This window comes from Klebsiella sp. D5A (assembly GCF_001620885.1).
Lineage (GTDB): Bacteria > Pseudomonadota > Gammaproteobacteria > Enterobacterales > Enterobacteriaceae > Klebsiella > Klebsiella variicola.
In genome coordinates this window covers 103,605-121,089 of record NZ_KV407481.1, presented here as the reverse complement: position 1 = coordinate 121,089, position 17,485 = coordinate 103,605, and the positions used below count along the sequence as shown (strand labels likewise).

20 protein-coding genes are annotated in these 17,485 nt (G+C 57.4%); 7 read left to right on the top strand and 13 right to left on the bottom strand.

Annotated features, from left to right (window positions below; genetic code table 11):
- The first annotated feature begins 15 nt into the window (after positions 1–15).
- Complete coding sequence (gene diaA, locus AS136_RS00615) at positions 16–606, top strand: DnaA initiator-associating protein DiaA (protein WP_002918211.1); 591 nt, start codon at positions 16–18, stop codon at positions 604–606.
- 9 nt (positions 607–615) lie between these two features.
- A complete protein-coding gene (gene dolP, locus AS136_RS00610; RefSeq protein ID WP_008806615.1) occupies positions 616–1,191 on the top strand; it encodes a division/outer membrane stress-associated lipid-binding lipoprotein in 576 nt (191 codons plus the stop codon).
- A 121-nt stretch (positions 1,192–1,312) separates the two neighbouring features.
- On the opposite strand, the gene AS136_RS00605 is transcribed toward dolP, so the two are convergent.
- Together AS136_RS00605 and AS136_RS00600 are read right to left on the bottom strand one after the other, a co-directional pair.
- Positions 1,313–2,353 (bottom strand): permease, encoded by a 1,041-nt coding sequence (locus AS136_RS00605; protein ID WP_023323316.1) that lies wholly within the window; start codon positions 2,351–2,353, stop codon positions 1,313–1,315.
- Between the two features lie 75 nt (positions 2,354–2,428).
- Entirely contained in the window at positions 2,429–3,076 is a 648-nt protein-coding gene (locus AS136_RS00600) for an NAD(P)H-binding protein (protein WP_016161870.1), read from the bottom strand.
- A 128-nt stretch (positions 3,077–3,204) separates the two neighbouring features.
- Here AS136_RS00600 and AS136_RS00595 point away from each other — a divergent pair, with 128 nt between their 5' ends.
- Positions 3,205–3,741 (top strand): type 1 glutamine amidotransferase domain-containing protein, encoded by a 537-nt coding sequence (locus tag AS136_RS00595; protein ID WP_008806618.1) that lies wholly within the window; start codon positions 3,205–3,207, stop codon positions 3,739–3,741.
- On the opposite strand, the gene AS136_RS00590 is transcribed toward AS136_RS00595, so the two are convergent.
- A complete protein-coding gene (locus tag AS136_RS00590; protein ID WP_008806619.1) occupies positions 3,703–4,146 on the bottom strand; it encodes a YhbP family protein in 444 nt (147 codons plus the stop codon). The two genes, AS136_RS00595 and AS136_RS00590, sit on opposite strands and share 39 nt — an antisense overlap.
- 49 nt (positions 4,147–4,195) lie before the next feature.
- Between AS136_RS00590 and AS136_RS00585 the strand changes: the two genes are divergently transcribed.
- Positions 4,196–4,486, top strand: coding sequence for a GIY-YIG nuclease family protein (locus AS136_RS00585; protein ID WP_032737192.1), 291 nt, complete (start codon positions 4,196–4,198; stop codon positions 4,484–4,486).
- Here AS136_RS00585 and AS136_RS00580 read toward each other — a convergent pair.
- Together AS136_RS00580 and ubiT are read right to left on the bottom strand one after the other, a co-directional pair.
- Positions 4,473–4,976, bottom strand: a complete 504-nt coding sequence (locus AS136_RS00580; RefSeq protein ID WP_023298265.1) for a GNAT family N-acetyltransferase — start codon at positions 4,974–4,976, stop codon at positions 4,473–4,475. The genes AS136_RS00585 and AS136_RS00580 overlap by 14 nt on opposite strands.
- Positions 4,970–5,494: a ubiquinone anaerobic biosynthesis accessory factor UbiT gene (gene ubiT / locus AS136_RS00575; RefSeq protein ID WP_063266634.1), complete on the bottom strand. Its 525-nt coding sequence runs from the start codon at positions 5,492–5,494 to the stop codon at positions 4,970–4,972. Before ubiT ends, AS136_RS00580 begins: the two co-directional genes overlap by 7 nt.
- Before the next feature lie 221 nt (positions 5,495–5,715).
- Here ubiT and ubiU point away from each other — a divergent pair, with 221 nt between their 5' ends.
- The 3 genes from ubiU to AS136_RS00560 all read left to right on the top strand — a co-directional run bounded on the left by ubiU (position 5,716) and on the right by AS136_RS00560 (position 8,746).
- Complete coding sequence (gene ubiU, locus AS136_RS00570; RefSeq protein WP_004206164.1) at positions 5,716–6,711, top strand: ubiquinone anaerobic biosynthesis protein UbiU; 996 nt, start codon at positions 5,716–5,718, stop codon at positions 6,709–6,711.
- 5 nt (positions 6,712–6,716) lie between these two features.
- Positions 6,717–7,595: a U32 family peptidase gene (locus AS136_RS00565; protein ID WP_008806623.1), complete on the top strand. Its 879-nt coding sequence runs from the start codon at positions 6,717–6,719 to the stop codon at positions 7,593–7,595.
- A 143-nt stretch (positions 7,596–7,738) separates the two neighbouring features.
- Positions 7,739–8,746, top strand: coding sequence for a luciferase-like monooxygenase (locus AS136_RS00560; protein WP_022066332.1), 1,008 nt, complete (start codon positions 7,739–7,741; stop codon positions 8,744–8,746).
- A 44-nt stretch (positions 8,747–8,790) separates the two neighbouring features.
- On the opposite strand, the gene mtr is transcribed toward AS136_RS00560, so the two are convergent.
- The 8 genes from mtr to rbfA all read right to left on the bottom strand — a co-directional run bounded on the left by mtr (position 8,791) and on the right by rbfA (position 17,422).
- Complete coding sequence (mtr, locus tag AS136_RS00555; RefSeq protein ID WP_012540482.1) at positions 8,791–10,035, bottom strand: tryptophan permease; 1,245 nt, start codon at positions 10,033–10,035, stop codon at positions 8,791–8,793.
- 143 nt (positions 10,036–10,178) lie between these two features.
- Positions 10,179–12,110 (bottom strand): ATP-dependent RNA helicase DeaD, encoded by a 1,932-nt coding sequence (deaD, locus tag AS136_RS00550; protein WP_012540481.1) that lies wholly within the window; start codon positions 12,108–12,110, stop codon positions 10,179–10,181.
- Positions 12,103–12,183 carry a protein YrbN gene (yrbN, locus tag AS136_RS28040; protein ID WP_085903200.1) on the bottom strand — a complete coding sequence of 27 codons (81 nt, stop codon included), beginning with the start codon at positions 12,181–12,183 and terminating at the stop codon, positions 12,103–12,105. The genes deaD and yrbN overlap by 8 nt, the downstream gene beginning before the upstream one ends.
- A 104-nt stretch (positions 12,184–12,287) precedes the next feature.
- The gene (nlpI, locus tag AS136_RS00545; protein WP_002918241.1) at positions 12,288–13,172 is read right to left on the bottom strand and encodes a lipoprotein NlpI; all 885 of its coding nucleotides are present in this window, start codon (positions 13,170–13,172) and stop codon (positions 12,288–12,290) included.
- A 108-nt stretch (positions 13,173–13,280) separates the two neighbouring features.
- Positions 13,281–15,416 (bottom strand): polyribonucleotide nucleotidyltransferase, encoded by a 2,136-nt coding sequence (gene pnp, locus AS136_RS00540; RefSeq protein ID WP_008806626.1) that lies wholly within the window; start codon positions 15,414–15,416, stop codon positions 13,281–13,283.
- 242 nt (positions 15,417–15,658) lie between these two features.
- Complete coding sequence (gene rpsO, locus AS136_RS00530; RefSeq protein ID WP_012540479.1) at positions 15,659–15,928, bottom strand: 30S ribosomal protein S15; 270 nt, start codon at positions 15,926–15,928, stop codon at positions 15,659–15,661.
- Between the two features lie 148 nt (positions 15,929–16,076).
- Positions 16,077–17,021, bottom strand: a complete 945-nt coding sequence (gene truB / locus AS136_RS00525; RefSeq protein WP_023323318.1) for a tRNA pseudouridine(55) synthase TruB — start codon at positions 17,019–17,021, stop codon at positions 16,077–16,079.
- The gene (gene rbfA, locus AS136_RS00520) at positions 17,021–17,422 is read right to left on the bottom strand and encodes a 30S ribosome-binding factor RbfA (protein ID WP_002918248.1); all 402 of its coding nucleotides are present in this window, start codon (positions 17,420–17,422) and stop codon (positions 17,021–17,023) included. Before rbfA ends, truB begins: the two co-directional genes overlap by 1 nt.
- Between the last annotated feature and the right edge of the window lie 63 nt (positions 17,423–17,485).

Sequence of the window (17,485 nt, the reverse complement as noted above, 5' to 3'; positions counted from 1 at the left end):
GAAGTAAGGGATCCCGTGCTCGACAGAATCAAAGCCTGCTTTACCGAAAGCATTCAAACCCAAATTGCCGCAGCGGAAGCACTCCCGGACGCCATCTCCCGGGCGGCGATGACGCTCGTGCAGTCCCTGCTCAACGGCAACAAAATCCTCTGTTGTGGTAATGGCACCTCCGCCGCCAACGCACAGCATTTTGCTGCCAGCATGATTAATCGTTTTGAAACGGAACGCCCTGGTTTACCCGCCATTGCACTTAATACCGATAATGTGGTCTTAACCGCCATCGCCAACGATCGTCTGCATGACGAGATCTACGCCAAGCAGGTGCGCGCCCTGGGACACGCCGGCGATGTGCTGCTGGCGATCTCTACGCGCGGTAACAGCCGGGATATCGTCAAAGCGGTGGAAGCCGCCGTGACTCGCGACATGACTATCGTCGCGTTAACCGGCTATGACGGCGGTGAGCTGGCTGGCCTCTTAGGTCAGCAGGATGTCGAAATCCGCATCCCCTCGCATCGCAGCGCGCGTATTCAGGAGATGCATATGCTAACCGTCAACTGTCTGTGCGATTTGATAGATAACACCCTTTTTCCACACCAGGACGATTAAGGAGAACACATGAAGGCTCTCTCGCCCCTCGCCATCCTGCTTTCTGCACTATTGCTGCAGGGCTGCGTTGCCGCCGCGGTAGTCGGAACGGCAGCTGTCGGCACTAAAGCCGCAACGGACCCGCGTACGGTGGGAACCCAGGTCGATGACAGCACCCTGGAACTGCGCGTCAATAGCGCCTTGTCGAAAGATGAACAGATTAAGAAACAGGCCCGCATCAACGTCACGGCTTATCAGGGCAAAGTCCTGCTGACCGGCCAGTCGCCGACGCCGGACCTCTCCGCCCGCGCCAAGCAAATCGCCATGGGCGTGGAAGGGACCACGGAAGTGTTTAATGAAGTGCGCCAGGGCCAGCCGATTGGTTTAGGGACCGCCTCGTCTGATACCTGGATCACCACCAAGGTGCGTTCGCAGCTCCTGAGCACCGATCAGGTCAAATCCTCGAACGTGAAGGTGACCACGGAAAACAGCGAAGTCTTCCTGATGGGGCTGGTGACCGAGCGCGAAGGCCGGGCTGCCGCGGATATTGCCAGCCGGGTGAGCGGCGTGTCCCGGGTGACTACCGCCTTTACCTACATCAAATAAACCTGCAGTCTCCCGGCTGGCGCTGCGCTTAGCCGGGCTACCGTCCCCTGTCCGTTGTGTGCCGGGTAAGGCGTAGCCGCCGCCCGGCAGCCAATCCGGCTATCCATACGTTTACGGCAAACTACACCAGCGCCAGCGCACCGACAATCGCCCCGCACAGCGCCACCAGTTCGCCCGTCAGCCACAGCGCTTTGGCCGGGAAGGCTTTGCGCAGCATAATCAGCGACGGCACGCTCACCGCCGGCAGAGTGATGAGCAGCGCCAGCGCGGGCGCTGTCCCCATGCCGGCCAGCATCATCGTCTGCACAATCGGAATTTCCGCCGCGGTAGGGATCACAAACAGGCAGCCGGCGATCGCCATCGCGATGACCCAGAACAACGTGTTATCCACCGCGCCATCGGCGTGCGGGAACAGCCAGACCCGCGCCGCTCCCAGCACCAGTACCGCGAGGATATAAACCGGGATCGTGTTCCAGAACAGGGTCCACAGCGCCCGCAGCCAGCGGCTAAAGAAGCTGTCTCTGGCCGCTTCAGACGGTGCAGCAGGCACCGCTATCGGCTGCGTCGCCGCCTCTTTCACCCATTTCTGCACCAGGGTCGCAACAATCAGCACCGTCGCCAGGCCAGCGACCAGGCGAACCAGCGCAAACTGCCAGCCCAGGACAAAGCCCATAAACACCAGTGTCGCCGGGTTGAGCAGCGGGTTACCCATCCAGAACGCCAGCGCCCCGCCCATCGACACCTGTTGTTTACGCATGCCGGCCGCGACCGGCGCGGCGCAGCAGGTGCACATCATGCCAGGCAGTGAAAAAATCGCCCCCAGCAGCGTGCCCTGAAAACGCGATTGTCCCAGGGTGCGCAGCAGCCAATCGCGCGGGATGAGCACCTGAATCAGCGACCCGAGCAGCACGCCGAGCACTGCCGCTTTCCAGACGGCGAGGAAGTAAACCATCGCATAGTCCCACGCGGCTTTCAGCGGATTGGCGTCGGCCTGGGCGAGAATGGATTTACCGATACTGTGGGTTTCCGCGGCGGTGAAGGCTTTCCCGTAATAGGGCTGCCATTTGACGAACCACAGGCCGACAATCACGACGAGAAAGAAAAGCGCGGATTTCCACCATTGAAACGGTGACGCCGCCTGAGATGAAGACTGACCAGTCATAGCATTCCCCAGCAAGAAATGTGGATATGAATTGAAGCCGTGAATAGTACGCCGGATATTTGCGTTTGCAAAACGCTATTCAGCCTGCTGCGCGGCGCGCTCCCGCAGCTGGGATGACGTCAGAATTTGCACGCCTTCCTGGGAGGGCGACAGCGCCTCCGCCAGCAGGGCAATCGCCACGTCACGGGCCGGAATCGCTTTCCAGTTTCCTGGCAGCAGCCGGAACAGCGGTTCGAGGAAAGTCTCATTGGCCCGTTTTTTTTCCCGCTCGCCTGACAGCATCGACGGCCGGGCGATGGTCAGCCGCGGCCAGGCCTGTTCAATCAACGCCGCCTCCATTTCCCCCTTCACCCGATTGTAGAAAAACGGCGAGTGGGCATTGGCGCCCATCGCGCTAACCACCAGCATATGTTGCGCACCAAGTCGTTTGCCGGTCAGCGCGGTATCAACCACCAGCGTGTAGTCAGCATGGACAAAGGCCTCTTTGCTTCCCGCTTCCCGACGCGTCGTCCCCAGGCAACAGAAGACGATATCGACCGGGTCGACTACCTGCGCTAGGGCATCGGTCAGCTGGGGATCGTGGGGATTAAAGACACCTTCCGCCGGCGCCAGAGGGCGACGCGTCGGCGCGGCGATGGTGCTGATGCTCGGCTCATTCTGCAGCAGCCGGAGTAAGTGACCGCCAACTAACCCGGTCGCACCGGTTAATAATACCTGACTCATTGATTCTCCTTTACAGAATTCTCCGCCTTGCACTTTCGGGCTCATGTTCCAGGCTTAATACCTTACAAGGTAAGTATCCACCATCATCATGGAATTACCTCATTGACCATCCAGATAGCGGAGGAAGCATGAGTAAAAAGATAGCCGTGCTCATTACCGACGACTTTGAAGATTCTGAATTTACCTCTCCCGCCGACGCGTTCAAGCTCGCCGGGCATCAGGTCGTCACGATCGAAAAGCAGGCTGGCAAGACGGTGAAGGGTAAACAGGGAGAAGCGGAGGTGGCCATCGACAGAGCCATTGATGACGTCACACCGGGCGAATTTGATGCCTTGCTGCTGCCCGGGGGCTATTCCCCTGATCAGTTGCGCGGGGATGAACGCTTCGTCACCTTTACCCGCGATTTCGTCAACGGCGGGAAGCCGGTCTTCGCCATCTGCCATGGCCCACAGCTGCTGATCAGCGCCGATGTGATCCGCGGGCGTAAGCTCACGGCGGTGAAGCCTATCGTGGTGGATGTGAAAAACGCCGGGGGCGAGTTTTACGACCAGGAGGTGGTGGTCGATAACGAACAGCTGGTCACCAGCAGAACGCCGGACGATCTGCCGGCCTTCAATCGCGAAGCGCTACGCCTGCTCGGCGCCGGCATCACGCCGCCAGTGTAACTTTTTCCCGAAGCCCAGCGTGTTATCGGTAAACTTGATTTCGTCCGGACGAATCTCCCATACCGGCGCCGACAGCATGCGGGCCACTGGAAAGCGCTTGACGTAGCGCTGGCGCATCCGCGCCTCTTCGTCACCGCTCAGACGACGGATCTCGCCTTTGAACTGCACGCCGCGGATCAGGGCCACGGTTTTTGGCTGGCCATTAACCGTACCGGCAACTTTCGCCCGTTCGCCGGTCATCTGACCGTGGCGGGTGTGCTCATCGCTGAGCAGATAAAAGGCCACGGTATCCGGGTCATAGACGTAAAAGGCATTCGCACACCACAGCTCGTCGTCGCGGGAGACGCACCAGGTGACGACGTGCTGCTTACTCAGCCAGCGACCAATGGCAGCAAGGGTTTCCATCTTTCTTCTCCATTATGCTATGGTGCACACACCTTACCATAGTGACTTTGTGACCGTGTGCTGGTTTCTGTATCTCATTCGAACCGCGGATAATCGCCTTTATACCGGCATCACCACCGATGTGCCGCGCCGCTTTCGCCAGCATCAGGCGGGAAAAGGCGCGAAGGCGTTGCGCGGTAAAGGCGACCTGCTGCTGGCCTTTAGCCACGAGGTTGGTGAACACTCACTTGCATTGCGACTGGAATATCGCGTTAAGCAGCTAACGAAGCGCGAAAAAGAGCGCCTCGTTGCCGGAGAGGATGCCTTCGATACCCTGCTGGAGAGGCTCAAAGATGATTAAAATGGTCGCTGTATTCTACCTGGCCGTGGACGCCTTCGAGAGCGTCATCCGCCAGACGGTGAACCTGGAACGCCTCCGCGCTGTCCGGCCAGCGGCAGCGGAGATCGAAGCGCGCGGCCGGCTCAAAACCGAAGCGACGGTATAAATCCGGGTCGCCCAGCGTCACCACCGCGGCATAGCCGAACTCATTCAGCGAATCCAGCCCTTCATAGACTAGTTGCCGGCCAATGCCCTGTCCACGATAGTGTTCATCCACCGCCAGCGGCGCCAGACCGACCCACTGCAGCTCTTCACCTTCCACTGCAACCGGGCTGAAGGCAACGTAGCCGATCACCTGGCCTTCATCATCCGTTGCCACCACCCCCAGCGTGATCAGTCCATCTTCACGCAGATCGTGCACCAGCTGCGCTTCGGCATCGCGGCCGAAGGTACGACGCAGCAGCGCGTCGATTCCCGGTGCATCAATCCCAATCTCCACTCGAATCAGCATGCCTCACCTACCGATGTCTGTTCAGGTTTCTGCGGGCTCTTCAGTCCAGCTTCGACAAAATCCGCCAGTTGCAGCAACATCACGCGCAGCGCTTTTGGCATCTGCTCGAGCTCAATGGCGTCCATCAAATTTTTTACGTACAGCCCCAGCTCCGTATCGCCTTCAATCACCAGACGACGCTGGAAGAATAGCGTATCCGGATCCTGTTTGCGCGCGGCAATCATTAACAGATCGCTGGCGTCGGCGCTGAAGTTGACGTCGGCGTCGGCCTGCTGGCTGACCACCAGGCGACCATCGACTACCGAGGTATACCACAGCAGACCGATGTCACGCACATGAATACTTAACCAGCGCCCCTCGAGAAACGCCAGTTCTCCCTCTGCCAGCGCCTGACGGAACTGCCAGCTTAGCACCTGCTCCAGCACCTGGCGCTTGAGGGCAAAAGGCGCCAGCTTAACCGGCACGCTCAGTAAAGACGGGCCAAAGTGGACCAGCCGGGAACGCAGTTTATCCAACACAAGCTTTACTCCATGAATGCAATTGTTCCGCTATTGTGCCATATCACATAAACAACATAGCGGCGTAAATCAACAAAAACGCGATGACGGCCGCCAGTTATTGGCGCCACCAATACACTTTTAACTGCCTCAAATCAAAAATTGTCACCAGAAGGTTAACTAAAATCCCTGCTCGTTAACCATTCAGCGTCCCTGACGGGCCGCATTTTTCAGGAAAAATTATGGAGCTGCTCTGCCCAGCCGGTAACCTTCCGGCGCTTAAGGCGGCCATCGAAAACGGCGCCGATGCCGTCTATATCGGGCTGAAAGATGACACCAACGCCCGCCACTTTGCCGGCCTTAATTTCACCGAAAAGAAACTGCAGGAAGCCGTCAGCTTTGTGCATCAGCACCGTCGTAAGCTACATATTGCGATCAACACCTTCGCCCATCCCGACGGCTACGCCCGCTGGCAGCGCGCGGTGGACATGGCCGCCCAGTTGGGCGCCGATGCGCTGATCCTGGCCGATATCGCCATGCTGGAGTATGCCGCGGAGCGTTATCCACACATTGAGCGTCACGTTTCGGTGCAGGCTTCCGCCACCAATGAAGAGGCCATTCGCTTCTATCATCGCAACTTTGACGTGGCACGCGTCGTACTACCACGAGTGTTATCTATTCACCAGGTGAAGCAGTTGGCCCGTGCCACGCCGGTGCCGCTGGAAGTCTTCGCCTTCGGTAGCCTGTGCATCATGGCGGAAGGCCGCTGCTATCTCTCTTCCTACCTGACCGGCGAATCGCCGAATACCGTCGGCGCCTGTTCACCTGCCCGCTTCGTGCGTTGGCAGCAAACGCCGCAGGGGCTGGAATCTCGCCTTAATGAGGTGCTGATCGACCGCTATCAGGATGGCGAAAACGCCGGCTATCCGACGCTGTGCAAAGGCCGCTATCTGGTCGATGGCGAGCGCTATCACGCACTGGAAGAACCCACCAGCCTAAACACCCTGGAGCTGTTGCCGGAGCTGATGGCCGCCAATATCGCCTCGGTGAAAATCGAAGGCCGTCAGCGCAGCCCGGCGTACGTCACCCAGGTGGCGAAAGTCTGGCGCCAGGCGATCGACCGCTGCAAAGCCGATCCGCAGAATTTTGTGCCGCAATCCGCCTGGATGGAAACCCTTGGTTCGATGTCCGAAGGGACGCAAACCACCCTTGGCGCCTATCACCGTAAATGGCAGTGAGAAACATGAAATATTCATTAGGGCCGGTGCTGTACTACTGGCCAAAAGAGACGCTGGAAGATTTTTACCAGCAGGCGGCAAACAGCAGCGCCGACACCATTTATCTCGGCGAAGCCGTGTGCAGCAAACGCCGCGCCACCAAAGTTGGCGACTGGATCGAGATGGCAAAAGCGCTGGCCGGTAGCGGCAAACAGGTGGTGCTGTCTACCCTCGCGCTGGTGCAGGCCTCTTCCGAACTGGGCGAACTGAAGCGCTATGTCGCTAACGGCGAGTTCCTGATTGAGGCCAGCGACCTTGGCGTGGTGAACCTCTGCGCCGAACGCAAGCTGCCGTTCGTTGCCGGGCATGCGCTGAACTGCTATAACGCCGTCACTCTGCGCCTGCTGCTGAAACAAGGCATGATGCGTTGGTGCATGCCGGTAGAGCTTTCCCGCGACTGGCTGGCAAATTTACTGACCCAGTGCGAAGAGCTGGGTATTCGCAACCAGTTTGAAGTGGAAGTGCTGAGCTACGGCCATCTGCCGCTGGCCTATTCCGCGCGCTGCTTTACCGCCCGCTCGGAAGACCGGCCAAAGGACGAATGCGAAACCTGCTGCATCAAGTACCCGACCGGACGCAGCATGCTGTCGCAGGAGAACCAGCAGGTGTTCGTGCTCAACGGTATCCAGACGATGAGCGGCTACGTCTATAACCTTGGCAACGAGTTAACCTCGATGCACGGCCTGGTGGATATGGTGCGCCTGTCGCCGATGGGCAACGAAACCTTCGCTATGCTCGAGGCCTTCCGCGCCAACGAAAACGGTGCTGCGCCACTGGATCTTACCAGCAATAGTGATTGCAACGGCTACTGGAAACGGCTGCCCGGTCTGGTGCTGCAAGCCTGATAAACCGCTCACTTTGTTAACAACAGTGCTCAGATTTTAATGCATTATTAAAGATGCAGCTTTTCTGGCTGGCGCGTCCAGGATGCGCCAGGCTGGAAGAAGACCTTCAATCTGATGACGATGCTGTAGCAAAGTGAGCCTTTATGACTGACAAATCTGTTCCGTTCTCGGTGCTCGACCTGGCGCCGATCCCGCAAGGCTCTTCTGCCAAAGAAGCCTTTACCCACTCTCTGGATCTCGCCAGGCTGGCCGAATCGCGCGGCTATCACCGCTACTGGCTGGCGGAGCACCATAATATGGTCGGCATTGCCAGCGCGGCGACCTCGGTGCTGATAGGCTATCTCGCCGCCAATACCACCACTCTGCATCTCGGTTCCGGCGGGGTGATGCTGCCCAACCACTCACCGCTGGTGATCGCCGAGCAGTTCGGCACCCTGAATACCCTTTATCCCGGGCGTATCGATCTCGGCCTTGGCCGCGCGCCAGGCAGCGATCAGCCGACCATGCGCGCCCTGCGCCGCCATATGAGCGGCGATGTCGATAACTTCCCGCGCGACGTGGCGGAACTGGTGGACTGGTTTGACGCCCGCGATCCGAACCCGCACGTGCGTCCGGTTCCCGGCTATGGCGAACGAATTCCGGTGTGGCTGCTGGGCTCAAGCCTGTACAGCGCCCAGCTGGCGGCGCAGCTCGGCCTGCCGTTTGCTTTCGCCTCGCATTTCGCGCCGGATATGCTGTTCCAGGCGCTGCATCTGTATCGCAGCAATTTCAAACCTTCGGCGCGGCTGGAAAAACCGTACGCGATGGTGTGTATCAATATTATCGCCGCCGACAGCAACCGCGATGCGGAGTTCCTCTTTACCTCTATGCAGCAGGCGTTCGTTAAGCTGCGGCGCGGCGAAACCGGACAGCTGCCGCCGCCGGTGGAAAATATGCATCAGCTGTGGTCAGCGTCCGAGCAGTATGGCGTGCAGCAGGCGTTAAGCATGTCGCTGGTCGGCGATAAAACGAAAGTCCGCCACGGCTTAGAGTCCATTCTGCGCGAAACCAAGGCGGACGAAATCATGGTCAACGGCCAGATCTTCGACCATCAGGCTCGCCTGCATTCGTTTGATTTGGCGATGCAGGTGAAAGAGGAGCTGTTGGGGTAACACAAACGTCAGCCCGGTGGATGTTATGCCACCGGGCATTAACCTTACTGATAAACCGGCAGCAGATTAAAGCTCGACAGGAAGTGCACCACCGCGTTGCCGAGACCAAAGAGCAGGATCAGCACAATCATCGCTTTTCCGCCCCACACGCGGAACTGTGGGCTGCCGAAGCGTTTACGCGAAGCGCGGGCCAGCAGCGCCGGCACAATGGCCGCCCATACCGTCGCCGCCAGGCCGGCATAGCCGATGGCGTAAAGGAAACCATCTGGTTTCACCAGCCCACCGAGCATCGGCGGGATAAAGGTCAACAGCGCGGTTTTAAAGCGCCCCATCGCGCTATCGTCAAAGCCAAACAGATCCGCCAGATAGTCGAACAGACCCAGCGTCACGCCGAGGAACGAACTCGCGACGGCAAAGTTGGAGAACACTACCAGCAGCAGATCCAGGCCGCGGTTATTCAGTACGCCGCTCAGGGCCTGTACCAGTACATCAATGTTACCGCCCTTCTGCGCAATATCGATAAACTGCGGACGCGGGATATTGCCCATCGTCACCAGCAGCCAGACCACGTACAGACCCAGCGCCAGCAGCGTACCGTAAATCAGACAGCGGGTAATGGTGCGTGGATCCTTACCATAATATTTCATCAGGCTCGGCACGTTACCGTGATAGCCAAACGAGGCCAGGCAGAACGGCAGCGTCATCAGCAGGTAGGGCGCATAGGAGGCATTCTTCTCCGCGACGTTAAACAGCGTCGTCGGTTCGACGTGTCCCAGCAGGCTGCCGAAGGTCAGGAAGAAGGTGATGACCTTGGCGCCGAGCACGATAGCCGTCATGCGGCTCACCGCTTTGGTGCTCATCCAGACAATAAATGCCACCAGAAGCGCAAAGCCGAAGCCCGCCGCGCGCGCCGGTACGTTCAGCGACATTTCACTGAAGGTATGGTGCAGGATCGAACCGCTCGCCGAAATATAGGCGTAAGTCAGGATATACAGCACAAAGGCGATCGACACGCCGTTCACCAGGTTCCAGCCCTTGCCGAGCAGGTCTTTGGTGATGGTGTCGAAACTGGAGCCAATCCGGTAGTTGAGGTTGGCTTCCAGGATCATCAGACCGGAGTGCAACATGCAGAACCAGGTAAAAACCAGCGCCGCCAGCGACCAGAAGAACCACGCGCCGGACATCACCACCGGCAGCGAGAACATGCCCGCGCCAATAATCGTGCCGCCGATAATCACCACGCCGCCAAACAGGGACGGCCGGGTGGTTGTAGTGGTTAGTGTCGCCATTTACCGAAATCTCCAGTCAAAAAAACTTTCCCACAGTGGGTGCGACGCACTGTACCAGTACACGAGTACAAAAGGAATAAAAAAAGCCCCAATCATGGCGATCGGGGCTGTATTATTTACTTTACGCTAGCGTGTTGCGCTAATTACGCATCGCCACCGAAACGACGACGACCAGCGGAGTCATCACGGCGCGGCGCAGCTGCATCGTCACGACGCGGCGCACGGCCTTCACGACGTTCGCCGCTGAAACGACGACCATCACCACGACCGCCTTCACGACGTTCGCCACCGAAGCTACGGCCGCCTTCACGACGCTCACCGCCGAAACCACGACCGCCTTCACGACGTTCACCGCCGCCACGACGTTCAGTGCGCGGCTGCGCATCGCCCATCAGCTGCATGTTCATCGGTTTGTTCAGGATGCGGGTGCGAGTAAAGTGCTGCAGTACTTCGCCCGGCATACCTTTCGGCAGTTCGATGGTGGAGTGAGAACCGAACAGCTTGATGTTACCGATGTAACGGCTGCTGATATCGCCTTCGTTAGCGATCGCGCCAACGATATGACGAACTTCAACGCCGTCATCACGGCCTACTTCAATGCGGTACAGTTCCATCTCGCCAACATCACGACGCTCACGCTTCGGACGATCTTCACGATCGCCACGCGGGCCGCGGTCATTACGGTCGCCACGACGCTCGAAACGGTCATCACGATCGCGGAACTCACGCTTAGGACGCATCGGCGCATCCGGCGGGACGATCAGAGAACGTTCGCCCTGGGCCATTTTCAGCAGCGCGGCGGCCAGCGTTTCCACGTCCAGCTCTTCGCCTTCCGCCGTCGGCTGGATTTTCGCCAGCAGCGCACGGTACTGGTCCAGATCGCTGCTTTCCAGCTGCTGCTGAACTTTAGCCGCGAATTTTTCCAGGCGACGTTTGCCCAGCAGTTCTGCGTTTGGCAGTTCTACTTCAGGGATCGTCAGTTTCATCGTACGTTCGATGTTACGCAGCAGGCGACGCTCGCGGTTCTCAACGAACAGCAGGGCGCGGCCAGCACGACCCGCACGACCGGTACGGCCGATACGGTGAACGTAAGACTCGGAATCCATCGGGATGTCATAGTTAACAACCAGGCTGATACGCTCAACGTCCAGACCACGGGCCGCAACGTCGGTAGCGATCAGAATGTCCAGACGACCGTCTTTCAGACGCTCCAGCGTCTGCTCACGCAGCGCCTGGTTCATATCGCCGTTCAGCGCGGCGCTGTTATAGCCGCTACGCTCCAGCGCTTCAGCCACTTCCAGGGTCGCGTTTTTGGTACGCACGAAGATAATCGCCGCATCAAAGTCTTCCGCTTCCAGGAAGCGCACCAGCGCTTCGTTTTTACGCATGCCGTAGGCCGTCCAGTAGCTCTGGCTGATGTCCGGGCGCGTGGTGACGCTGGACTGAATGCGCACTTCCTGCGGCTCTTTCATAAAGCGGCGGGTAATGCGACGAATCGCTTCCGGCATGGTGGCAGAGAACAGCGCGGTCTGATGACCTTCCGGGATCTGCGCCATAATGGTTTCTACGTCTTCGATAAAGCCCATGCGCAGCATTTCATCGGCTTCGTCCAGTACCAGACCGCTCAGTTTAGAGAGATCCAGCGTGCCGCGCTTCAGGTGGTCCAGCAGACGACCCGGGGTACCGACAACGATCTGCGGACCCTGACGCAGAGCGCGCAGCTGCACGTCATAACGCTGGCCGCCGTACAGGGCAACCACGTTTACGCCGCGCATATGTTTAGAGAATTCCGTCATTGCTTCAGCAACCTGTACCGCCAGTTCGCGGGTCGGCGCCAGCACCAGAATCTGTGGTGCTCTCAGCTCAGGATCAATATTGTTCAGCAGCGGTAAAGAGAACGCTGCGGTTTTACCGCTACCGGTCTGGGCCATACCCAGAACATCGCGGCCGTCCAGCAGATGCGGAATGCACTCAGCCTGGATCGGAGATGGTTTTTCGTAACCCAGATCGTTAAGCGCTTCAAGGATTGGAGCCTTCAGGCCCAGATCTGCAAAAGTGGTTTCGAATTCAGCCATGTAGTACGTGTGCCTCAAAATTAATGGCGGCCAGTCTACATAACTCATCGTGAAAATTTACGGTAATTTTCATTGAAAAGTGTGAACCGGCTCAAAGTAGGTGTATTAACGAACAACAACGCCCTCACCCGCAAAGGTGATGGCAAGCAAAAAACTATGGGCTGATGTGTTCGTCAGCTATTGCTGGTCCGATTCTGCCAGGTCATCTTGCTCCTGGCCCAAGAGCGATAATTCCAACAATGCGTATCGGTGCTCAACGTAGTTATGTACGTTGTTAGCGACCGCCAGTTTGAACAGTGCCGTAGCGCTGTCCTTGTCCCCCAGACTTAGGTAGTACTTACCTAAATAGAAGTTGGTTTCACTGAGATGCTCAGCGAGCGAGGTGTTATCCGTTGCGTCTGCCTTCAGACGAGTCATCAGCTCTTTTTCGCTAATGTCGCCAAGGTAGAACTCGACAATGTTCCATCCCCATTGCTCTTTGTCCGACTTGTTTAAGCGCTCTCTGAGTGCTTCAAGCGCCCGCTTCTCGTCGAGTTTACGCTCGGCGATATAAAGCCACAGGCTACGGAAAGGATCATTGGGATCGTCTTGATAAAACGCCAGCAGATCATCTTGCGCTAACTTAGCCCGACCGCCGTAATACAGGGCGATACCGCGGTTCAAGTGCGCGTAGTTGTAAGTTGGATCAAGCTCAAGTACAGAATCAAACGCTTCATAGGCAGCATCAAAATTGCCTGCCTGCGTTAAGTAAATGCCTAAGTAATTGAATACTTCAGGCATATCGGGTCGGATTGCCAGCGCTTGTGAAAAATCATTTCGCGCTAATGCCCTCAGACCGAGACTATCATACAACACTCCGCGCTCATATAAAAGCTGTGCGCGTTCGTCATCGGATAAAGCCCGACTGGCAAGAATTTGTTCCATGCGTGCCAGAATCACTTCTTGCTGTAAAGTCGGTTGCAATGGTACTGCGAGGACGGCGTCCTTACGCCAGGCGGTGCTACTGCATCCTGCCAGCGTGAGAGCTGTCGCCACGAAACACCAGCGCAAAAAAGGCTTCATTTCCCACTCCCGAAGACAACGATTGGATGAACGTCCTGTTCCCCGGCTGCAAACGAGGCGTCCTGCCCGTAAAACGCCCTCCGCAAAAGCGGAGGGCTAACGGCAACCTTACTCGCCCTGCTCGGCGACCGGAGCTTCCGGCGCTGCGGCAGACGGAGTCTGTTCAGTTGCTTCTTTGATGCTCAGACGAACACGGCCCTGGCGGTCAACTTCCAGAACCTTAACCGGCACTTCCTGACCCATCTGCAGGTAGTCAGTCACTTTCTCAACGCGCTTATCAGCGATCTGCGAGATGTGAACCAGACCTTCTTTACCGCCGCCGATGGCAACGAACGCGCCAAAGTCAACGATACGGGTCACTTTACCATTGTAGATGCGGCCAACTTCGATCTCAGCGGTGATCTCTTCGATACGACGGATAGCATGCTGTGCTTTATCGCCGTCGGTCGCTGCGATCTTCACGGTACCGTCATCTTCGATTTCGATGGTGGTGCCGGTTTCTTCGGTCAGGGCACGGATAACAGAACCGCCTTTACCGATAACGTCTTTGATCTTGTCCGGGTTGATCTTGATGGTGTGGATACGCGGTGCGAATTCAGAGATATCGCCGCGCGGCGCGTTAATCGCCTGCTCCATCACGCCCAGGATGTGCAGACGCGCACCTTTAGCCTGGTTCAGAGCAACCTGCATGATTTCTTTGGTGATACCTTCAATTTTGATATCCATCTGCAGCGCAGAGATACCGTCGCGGGAACCCGCAACTTTGAAGTCCATATCGCCAAGGTGGTCTTCGTCACCCAGGATGTCAGACAGAACGACGAAGTTGTCGCCTTCTTTCACCAGACCCATTGCGATACCCGCAACGGCGGCTTTCACCGGCACACCCGCATCCATCAGCGCCAGAGAGGCGCCACAGACGGAGGCCATGGAAGAAGAACCGTTGGATTCGGTGATTTCAGACACCACGCGAACGGTGTACGGGAATTCGTCGATAGTCGGCATCACGGCCAATACGCCGCGCTTAGCCAGACGACCGTGACCGATTTCACGACGCTTCGGAGAACCCACCATGCCAGTTTCGCCTACGGAGTACGGAGGGAAGTTGTAGTGGAACAGGAAGGAGTCGGTGCGCTCGCCCATCAGTTCGTCGATGTTCTGCGCGTCGCGTGCGGTACCCAGAGTCGCGGTAACCAGCGCCTGCGTTTCGCCACGGGTGAACAGTGCGGAACCATGAGTACGCGGCAGTACGCCGGTACGAACGTCCAGACCACGGATCATGTCTTTTTCGCGGCCATCGATACGCGGCTCGCCTGCCAGTACGCGGCTACGAACCACGTTTTTCTCGATGGCGTGCAGGATTTCACCCAGCTCGTTAGCGTCCAGGGTTTCATCTTCTGCTACCAGCGTGGCGATGGTTTCAGATTTGATCACGTCAACCTGAGCGTAACGCTCTTGTTTGTCGGTGATACGGTAAGCATCGCTCAGGCGGGATTCAGCCAGCGCAGCCACGCGCGCGTTCAGCGCTTCGTTGACGGCTTCCGGCTGCCAGTCCCAACGCGGTTTACCGGCTTCTTTCACCAGGTCGTTGATGTTCTGAATAACAATCTGCTGCTGCTCGTGGCCGAAGACCACCGCGCCCAGCATCTGGTCTTCGCTCAGCAGTTCAGCCTCGGATTCAACCATCAGCACGGCCGCTTCAGTACCGGCAACCACCAGATCCAGTTTGCTGGACTTCAGTTCTTCCTGGGTTGGGTTCAGTACGTACTGGTCGTTGATGTAACCCACGCGCGCGGCGCCGATTGGGCCATTGAACGGAATACCAGACAGGGACAGCGCAGCGGAAGCGCCGATCATCGCGACGATATCCGGGTTAACCTGCGGGTTAACGGAAACGACGGTGGCGATAACCTGAACTTCGTTAACGAAGCCTTCCGGGAACAGCGGGCGAACCGGGCGGTCAATCAGACGCGCGATCAGGGTTTCGCCTTCGCTTGGACGGCCTTCACGACGGAAGAAACCACCCGGGATTTTACCGGCAGCGTAAGTACGCTCCTGGTAGTTAACAGTCAGCGGGAAAAAGTCCTGGCCTGGCTTCGCTTTTTTCTGACCCACAACGGTCACGAATACCGCGGTGTCATCCATGCTAACCATCACAGCGGCCGTTGCCTGGCGCGCCATCATGCCGGTTTCCAGGGTTACGGTATGCTGGCCGTACTGGAATTTACGAACGATCGGATTAAGCAAAATTCTATCCTTTTTATCTATAAATCACGCCATATCAAAGACATAGCGTCTATTGACCCGATCCTCTGCATCCTCGCGACTAATGACAACCTTTACCCGCCCCTGCGGATGAAGCCTCTCATTAGCCGCGCGAACCTCTGCATGAAGATCATTACTAGCAACAATACATGAGTTTTGAATGAATTGCTGCCGCCCGGTCGAAAAAAGGGGCCGTCAGGCCCCTTTTTCTGAAACTCGCAGAATTAGCGACGCAGACCCAGACGCTCGATCAGCGCAGCGTAACGTGCAACATCTTTACGTTTCAGGTAGTCGAGCAGTTTACGACGCTGAGAAACCATGCGCAGCAGACCACGACGGCTGTGGTGATCTTTTTTGTGCTCTGCAAAGTGGCCCTGCAGGTGGTTGATCTGTGCAGTCAGCAGTGCAACCTGAACTTCGGTAGAACCGCTGTCGTTTTCGCCACGACCAAACTCAGAAACGATTTTTGCTTTAGCTTCAACGCTTAGAGACATTTTAGAACTCCAAAAATTAAAAGAAAGAAAGGGTGCCGATCTCTAATTCAGCGACCCCTGATGCAACGCCCGAAAATGTTAAAACACTTTAGCGGACGTTAAGCGGCGATATTCTACTCGTAGCAGGCTTTTATCGCAAGAAAAGCGCTTACGCCGGGTATTCCACCACCAGACGACGCGGCGCCACGCGGCCTTCATCGTCAATTTCGCCCATGCCGAGAAACTTGCCGGATTCGTTTTCCATCACCCGCACCAGCCCGTTAAGCGGCGCGCCTGACTGACGAACCGGGTTACCGTTTTTAAAGTAAACCGCGGAGGTCTCCGGAATCGCCACCAGCGGATAGTCCGACGCCGGGCTGTCCATCGGCATCAGCAGCGGATCAAGCAGCTGCGCGGCAGGAATATCCTGCGCTACCGCCTGATCGACCAGCGCCTGCAGCTGCTCGAGGGTCACCATCCGCTCAACCGGGTATTTGCTCACCGCCAGGCGACGCAGGAAAATCACGTGCGCGCCGCAGCCGAGCTTTTCACCTAAATCATCGATAATCGTCCGGATGTAGGTGCCTTTCGAGCAGTGGATCTCCAGCTCCAGTTCATCGCCTTCATGGCGAATAAACAGCAGCTCATAGACCGTAATCGGCCGGGCTTCACGCGGGACCTCAATGCCCTGACGAGCATACTCGTACAGCTTCTTGCCCTGATACTTCAGCGCCGAGTACATCGACGGTACCTGCTGCGTCTCGCCGCGGAAACTATCCAGCGCCGCCGCCAGCTGCTCGTCGCTAAAGGTTAGCGGACGCTCTTCCACCACCTGACCGTCGGCATCGGAGGTATCCGTGCGCTGGCCCAGTTTGGCGATCACGCGATAACGCTTATCGGAGTCCAGCAGATACTGGGAAAACTTGGTCGCTTCGCCAAGACACACTGGCAGCATACCGGTCGCCAGCGGATCCAGCGCGCCGGTGTGGCCAGCGCGGTTGGCGTTATAAATACGCTTTACTTTCTGCAGCACATCGTTGCTGGAAGCGCCCTGAGGCTTGTCCAGCAACAATACGCCGTGCACGTCGCGGCCGCGACGACGAGGACGACTCATCAGTCCTCCTTGCTGTCGTCCGGGTTCACACGACGTTCATCGTCGTGTTTCACCACGCTGGTGACCAGGTTGGACATACGCATCCCTTCCACCAGCGAGTTGTCGTAGAAGAAAGTCAGTTCCGGCACGATACGCAGACGCATCGCTTTACCCAGCAGGGAGCGGATAAAACCAGAAGCTTCCTGCAGCGCTTTGATGCCCGCTTTCACCGCGGCTTCATCTTTGTCGTTGAGGAAGGTGACATACACCTTGGCATAGGCCAGGTCACGGGACATTTCCACACCGGAAACGGTGGTCATCATACCCAGACGCGGATCTTTGATTTCACGTTGCAGGATGATGGCAATCTCTTTTTGCATCTCCTGGGCCACACGCTGCGGGCGACCAAATTCTTTCGCCATAATAAGTTCTCCAGAATAAAGACAAAAAAGGGGCCAAAAGCCCCTTTTTAAAATGATTGCCGG

Coding starts and splice junctions, on each gene's coding strand:
- dolP (WP_008806615.1), top strand. CDS start 616: ATGAAGGCTCTCTCGCCCCTCGCCATCCTGCTTTCTGCACTATTGCTG.
- AS136_RS00605 (WP_023323316.1), bottom strand. CDS start 2,353: ATGACTGGTCAGTCTTCATCTCAGGCGGCGTCACCGTTTCAATGGTGG.
- AS136_RS00600 (WP_016161870.1), bottom strand. CDS start 3,076: ATGAGTCAGGTATTATTAACCGGTGCGACCGGGTTAGTTGGCGGTCAC.
- AS136_RS00595 (WP_008806618.1), top strand. CDS start 3,205: ATGAGTAAAAAGATAGCCGTGCTCATTACCGACGACTTTGAAGATTCT.
- AS136_RS00590 (WP_008806619.1), bottom strand. CDS start 4,146: ATGGAAACCCTTGCTGCCATTGGTCGCTGGCTGAGTAAGCAGCACGTC.
- AS136_RS00580 (WP_023298265.1), bottom strand. CDS start 4,976: ATGCTGATTCGAGTGGAGATTGGGATTGATGCACCGGGAATCGACGCG.
- ubiU (WP_004206164.1), top strand. CDS start 5,716: ATGGAGCTGCTCTGCCCAGCCGGTAACCTTCCGGCGCTTAAGGCGGCC.
- AS136_RS00565 (WP_008806623.1), top strand. CDS start 6,717: ATGAAATATTCATTAGGGCCGGTGCTGTACTACTGGCCAAAAGAGACG.
- AS136_RS00560 (WP_022066332.1), top strand. CDS start 7,739: ATGACTGACAAATCTGTTCCGTTCTCGGTGCTCGACCTGGCGCCGATC.
- mtr (WP_012540482.1), bottom strand. CDS start 10,035: ATGGCGACACTAACCACTACAACCACCCGGCCGTCCCTGTTTGGCGGC.
- deaD (WP_012540481.1), bottom strand. CDS start 12,110: ATGGCTGAATTCGAAACCACTTTTGCAGATCTGGGCCTGAAGGCTCCA.
- yrbN (WP_085903200.1), bottom strand. CDS start 12,183: ATGAAAATTACCGTAAATTTTCACGATGAGTTATGTAGACTGGCCGCC.
- nlpI (WP_002918241.1), bottom strand. CDS start 13,172: ATGAAGCCTTTTTTGCGCTGGTGTTTCGTGGCGACAGCTCTCACGCTG.
- rpsO (WP_012540479.1), bottom strand. CDS start 15,928: ATGTCTCTAAGCGTTGAAGCTAAAGCAAAAATCGTTTCTGAGTTTGGT.
- truB (WP_023323318.1), bottom strand. CDS start 17,021: ATGAGTCGTCCTCGTCGTCGCGGCCGCGACGTGCACGGCGTATTGTTG.
- rbfA (WP_002918248.1), bottom strand. CDS start 17,422: ATGGCGAAAGAATTTGGTCGCCCGCAGCGTGTGGCCCAGGAGATGCAA.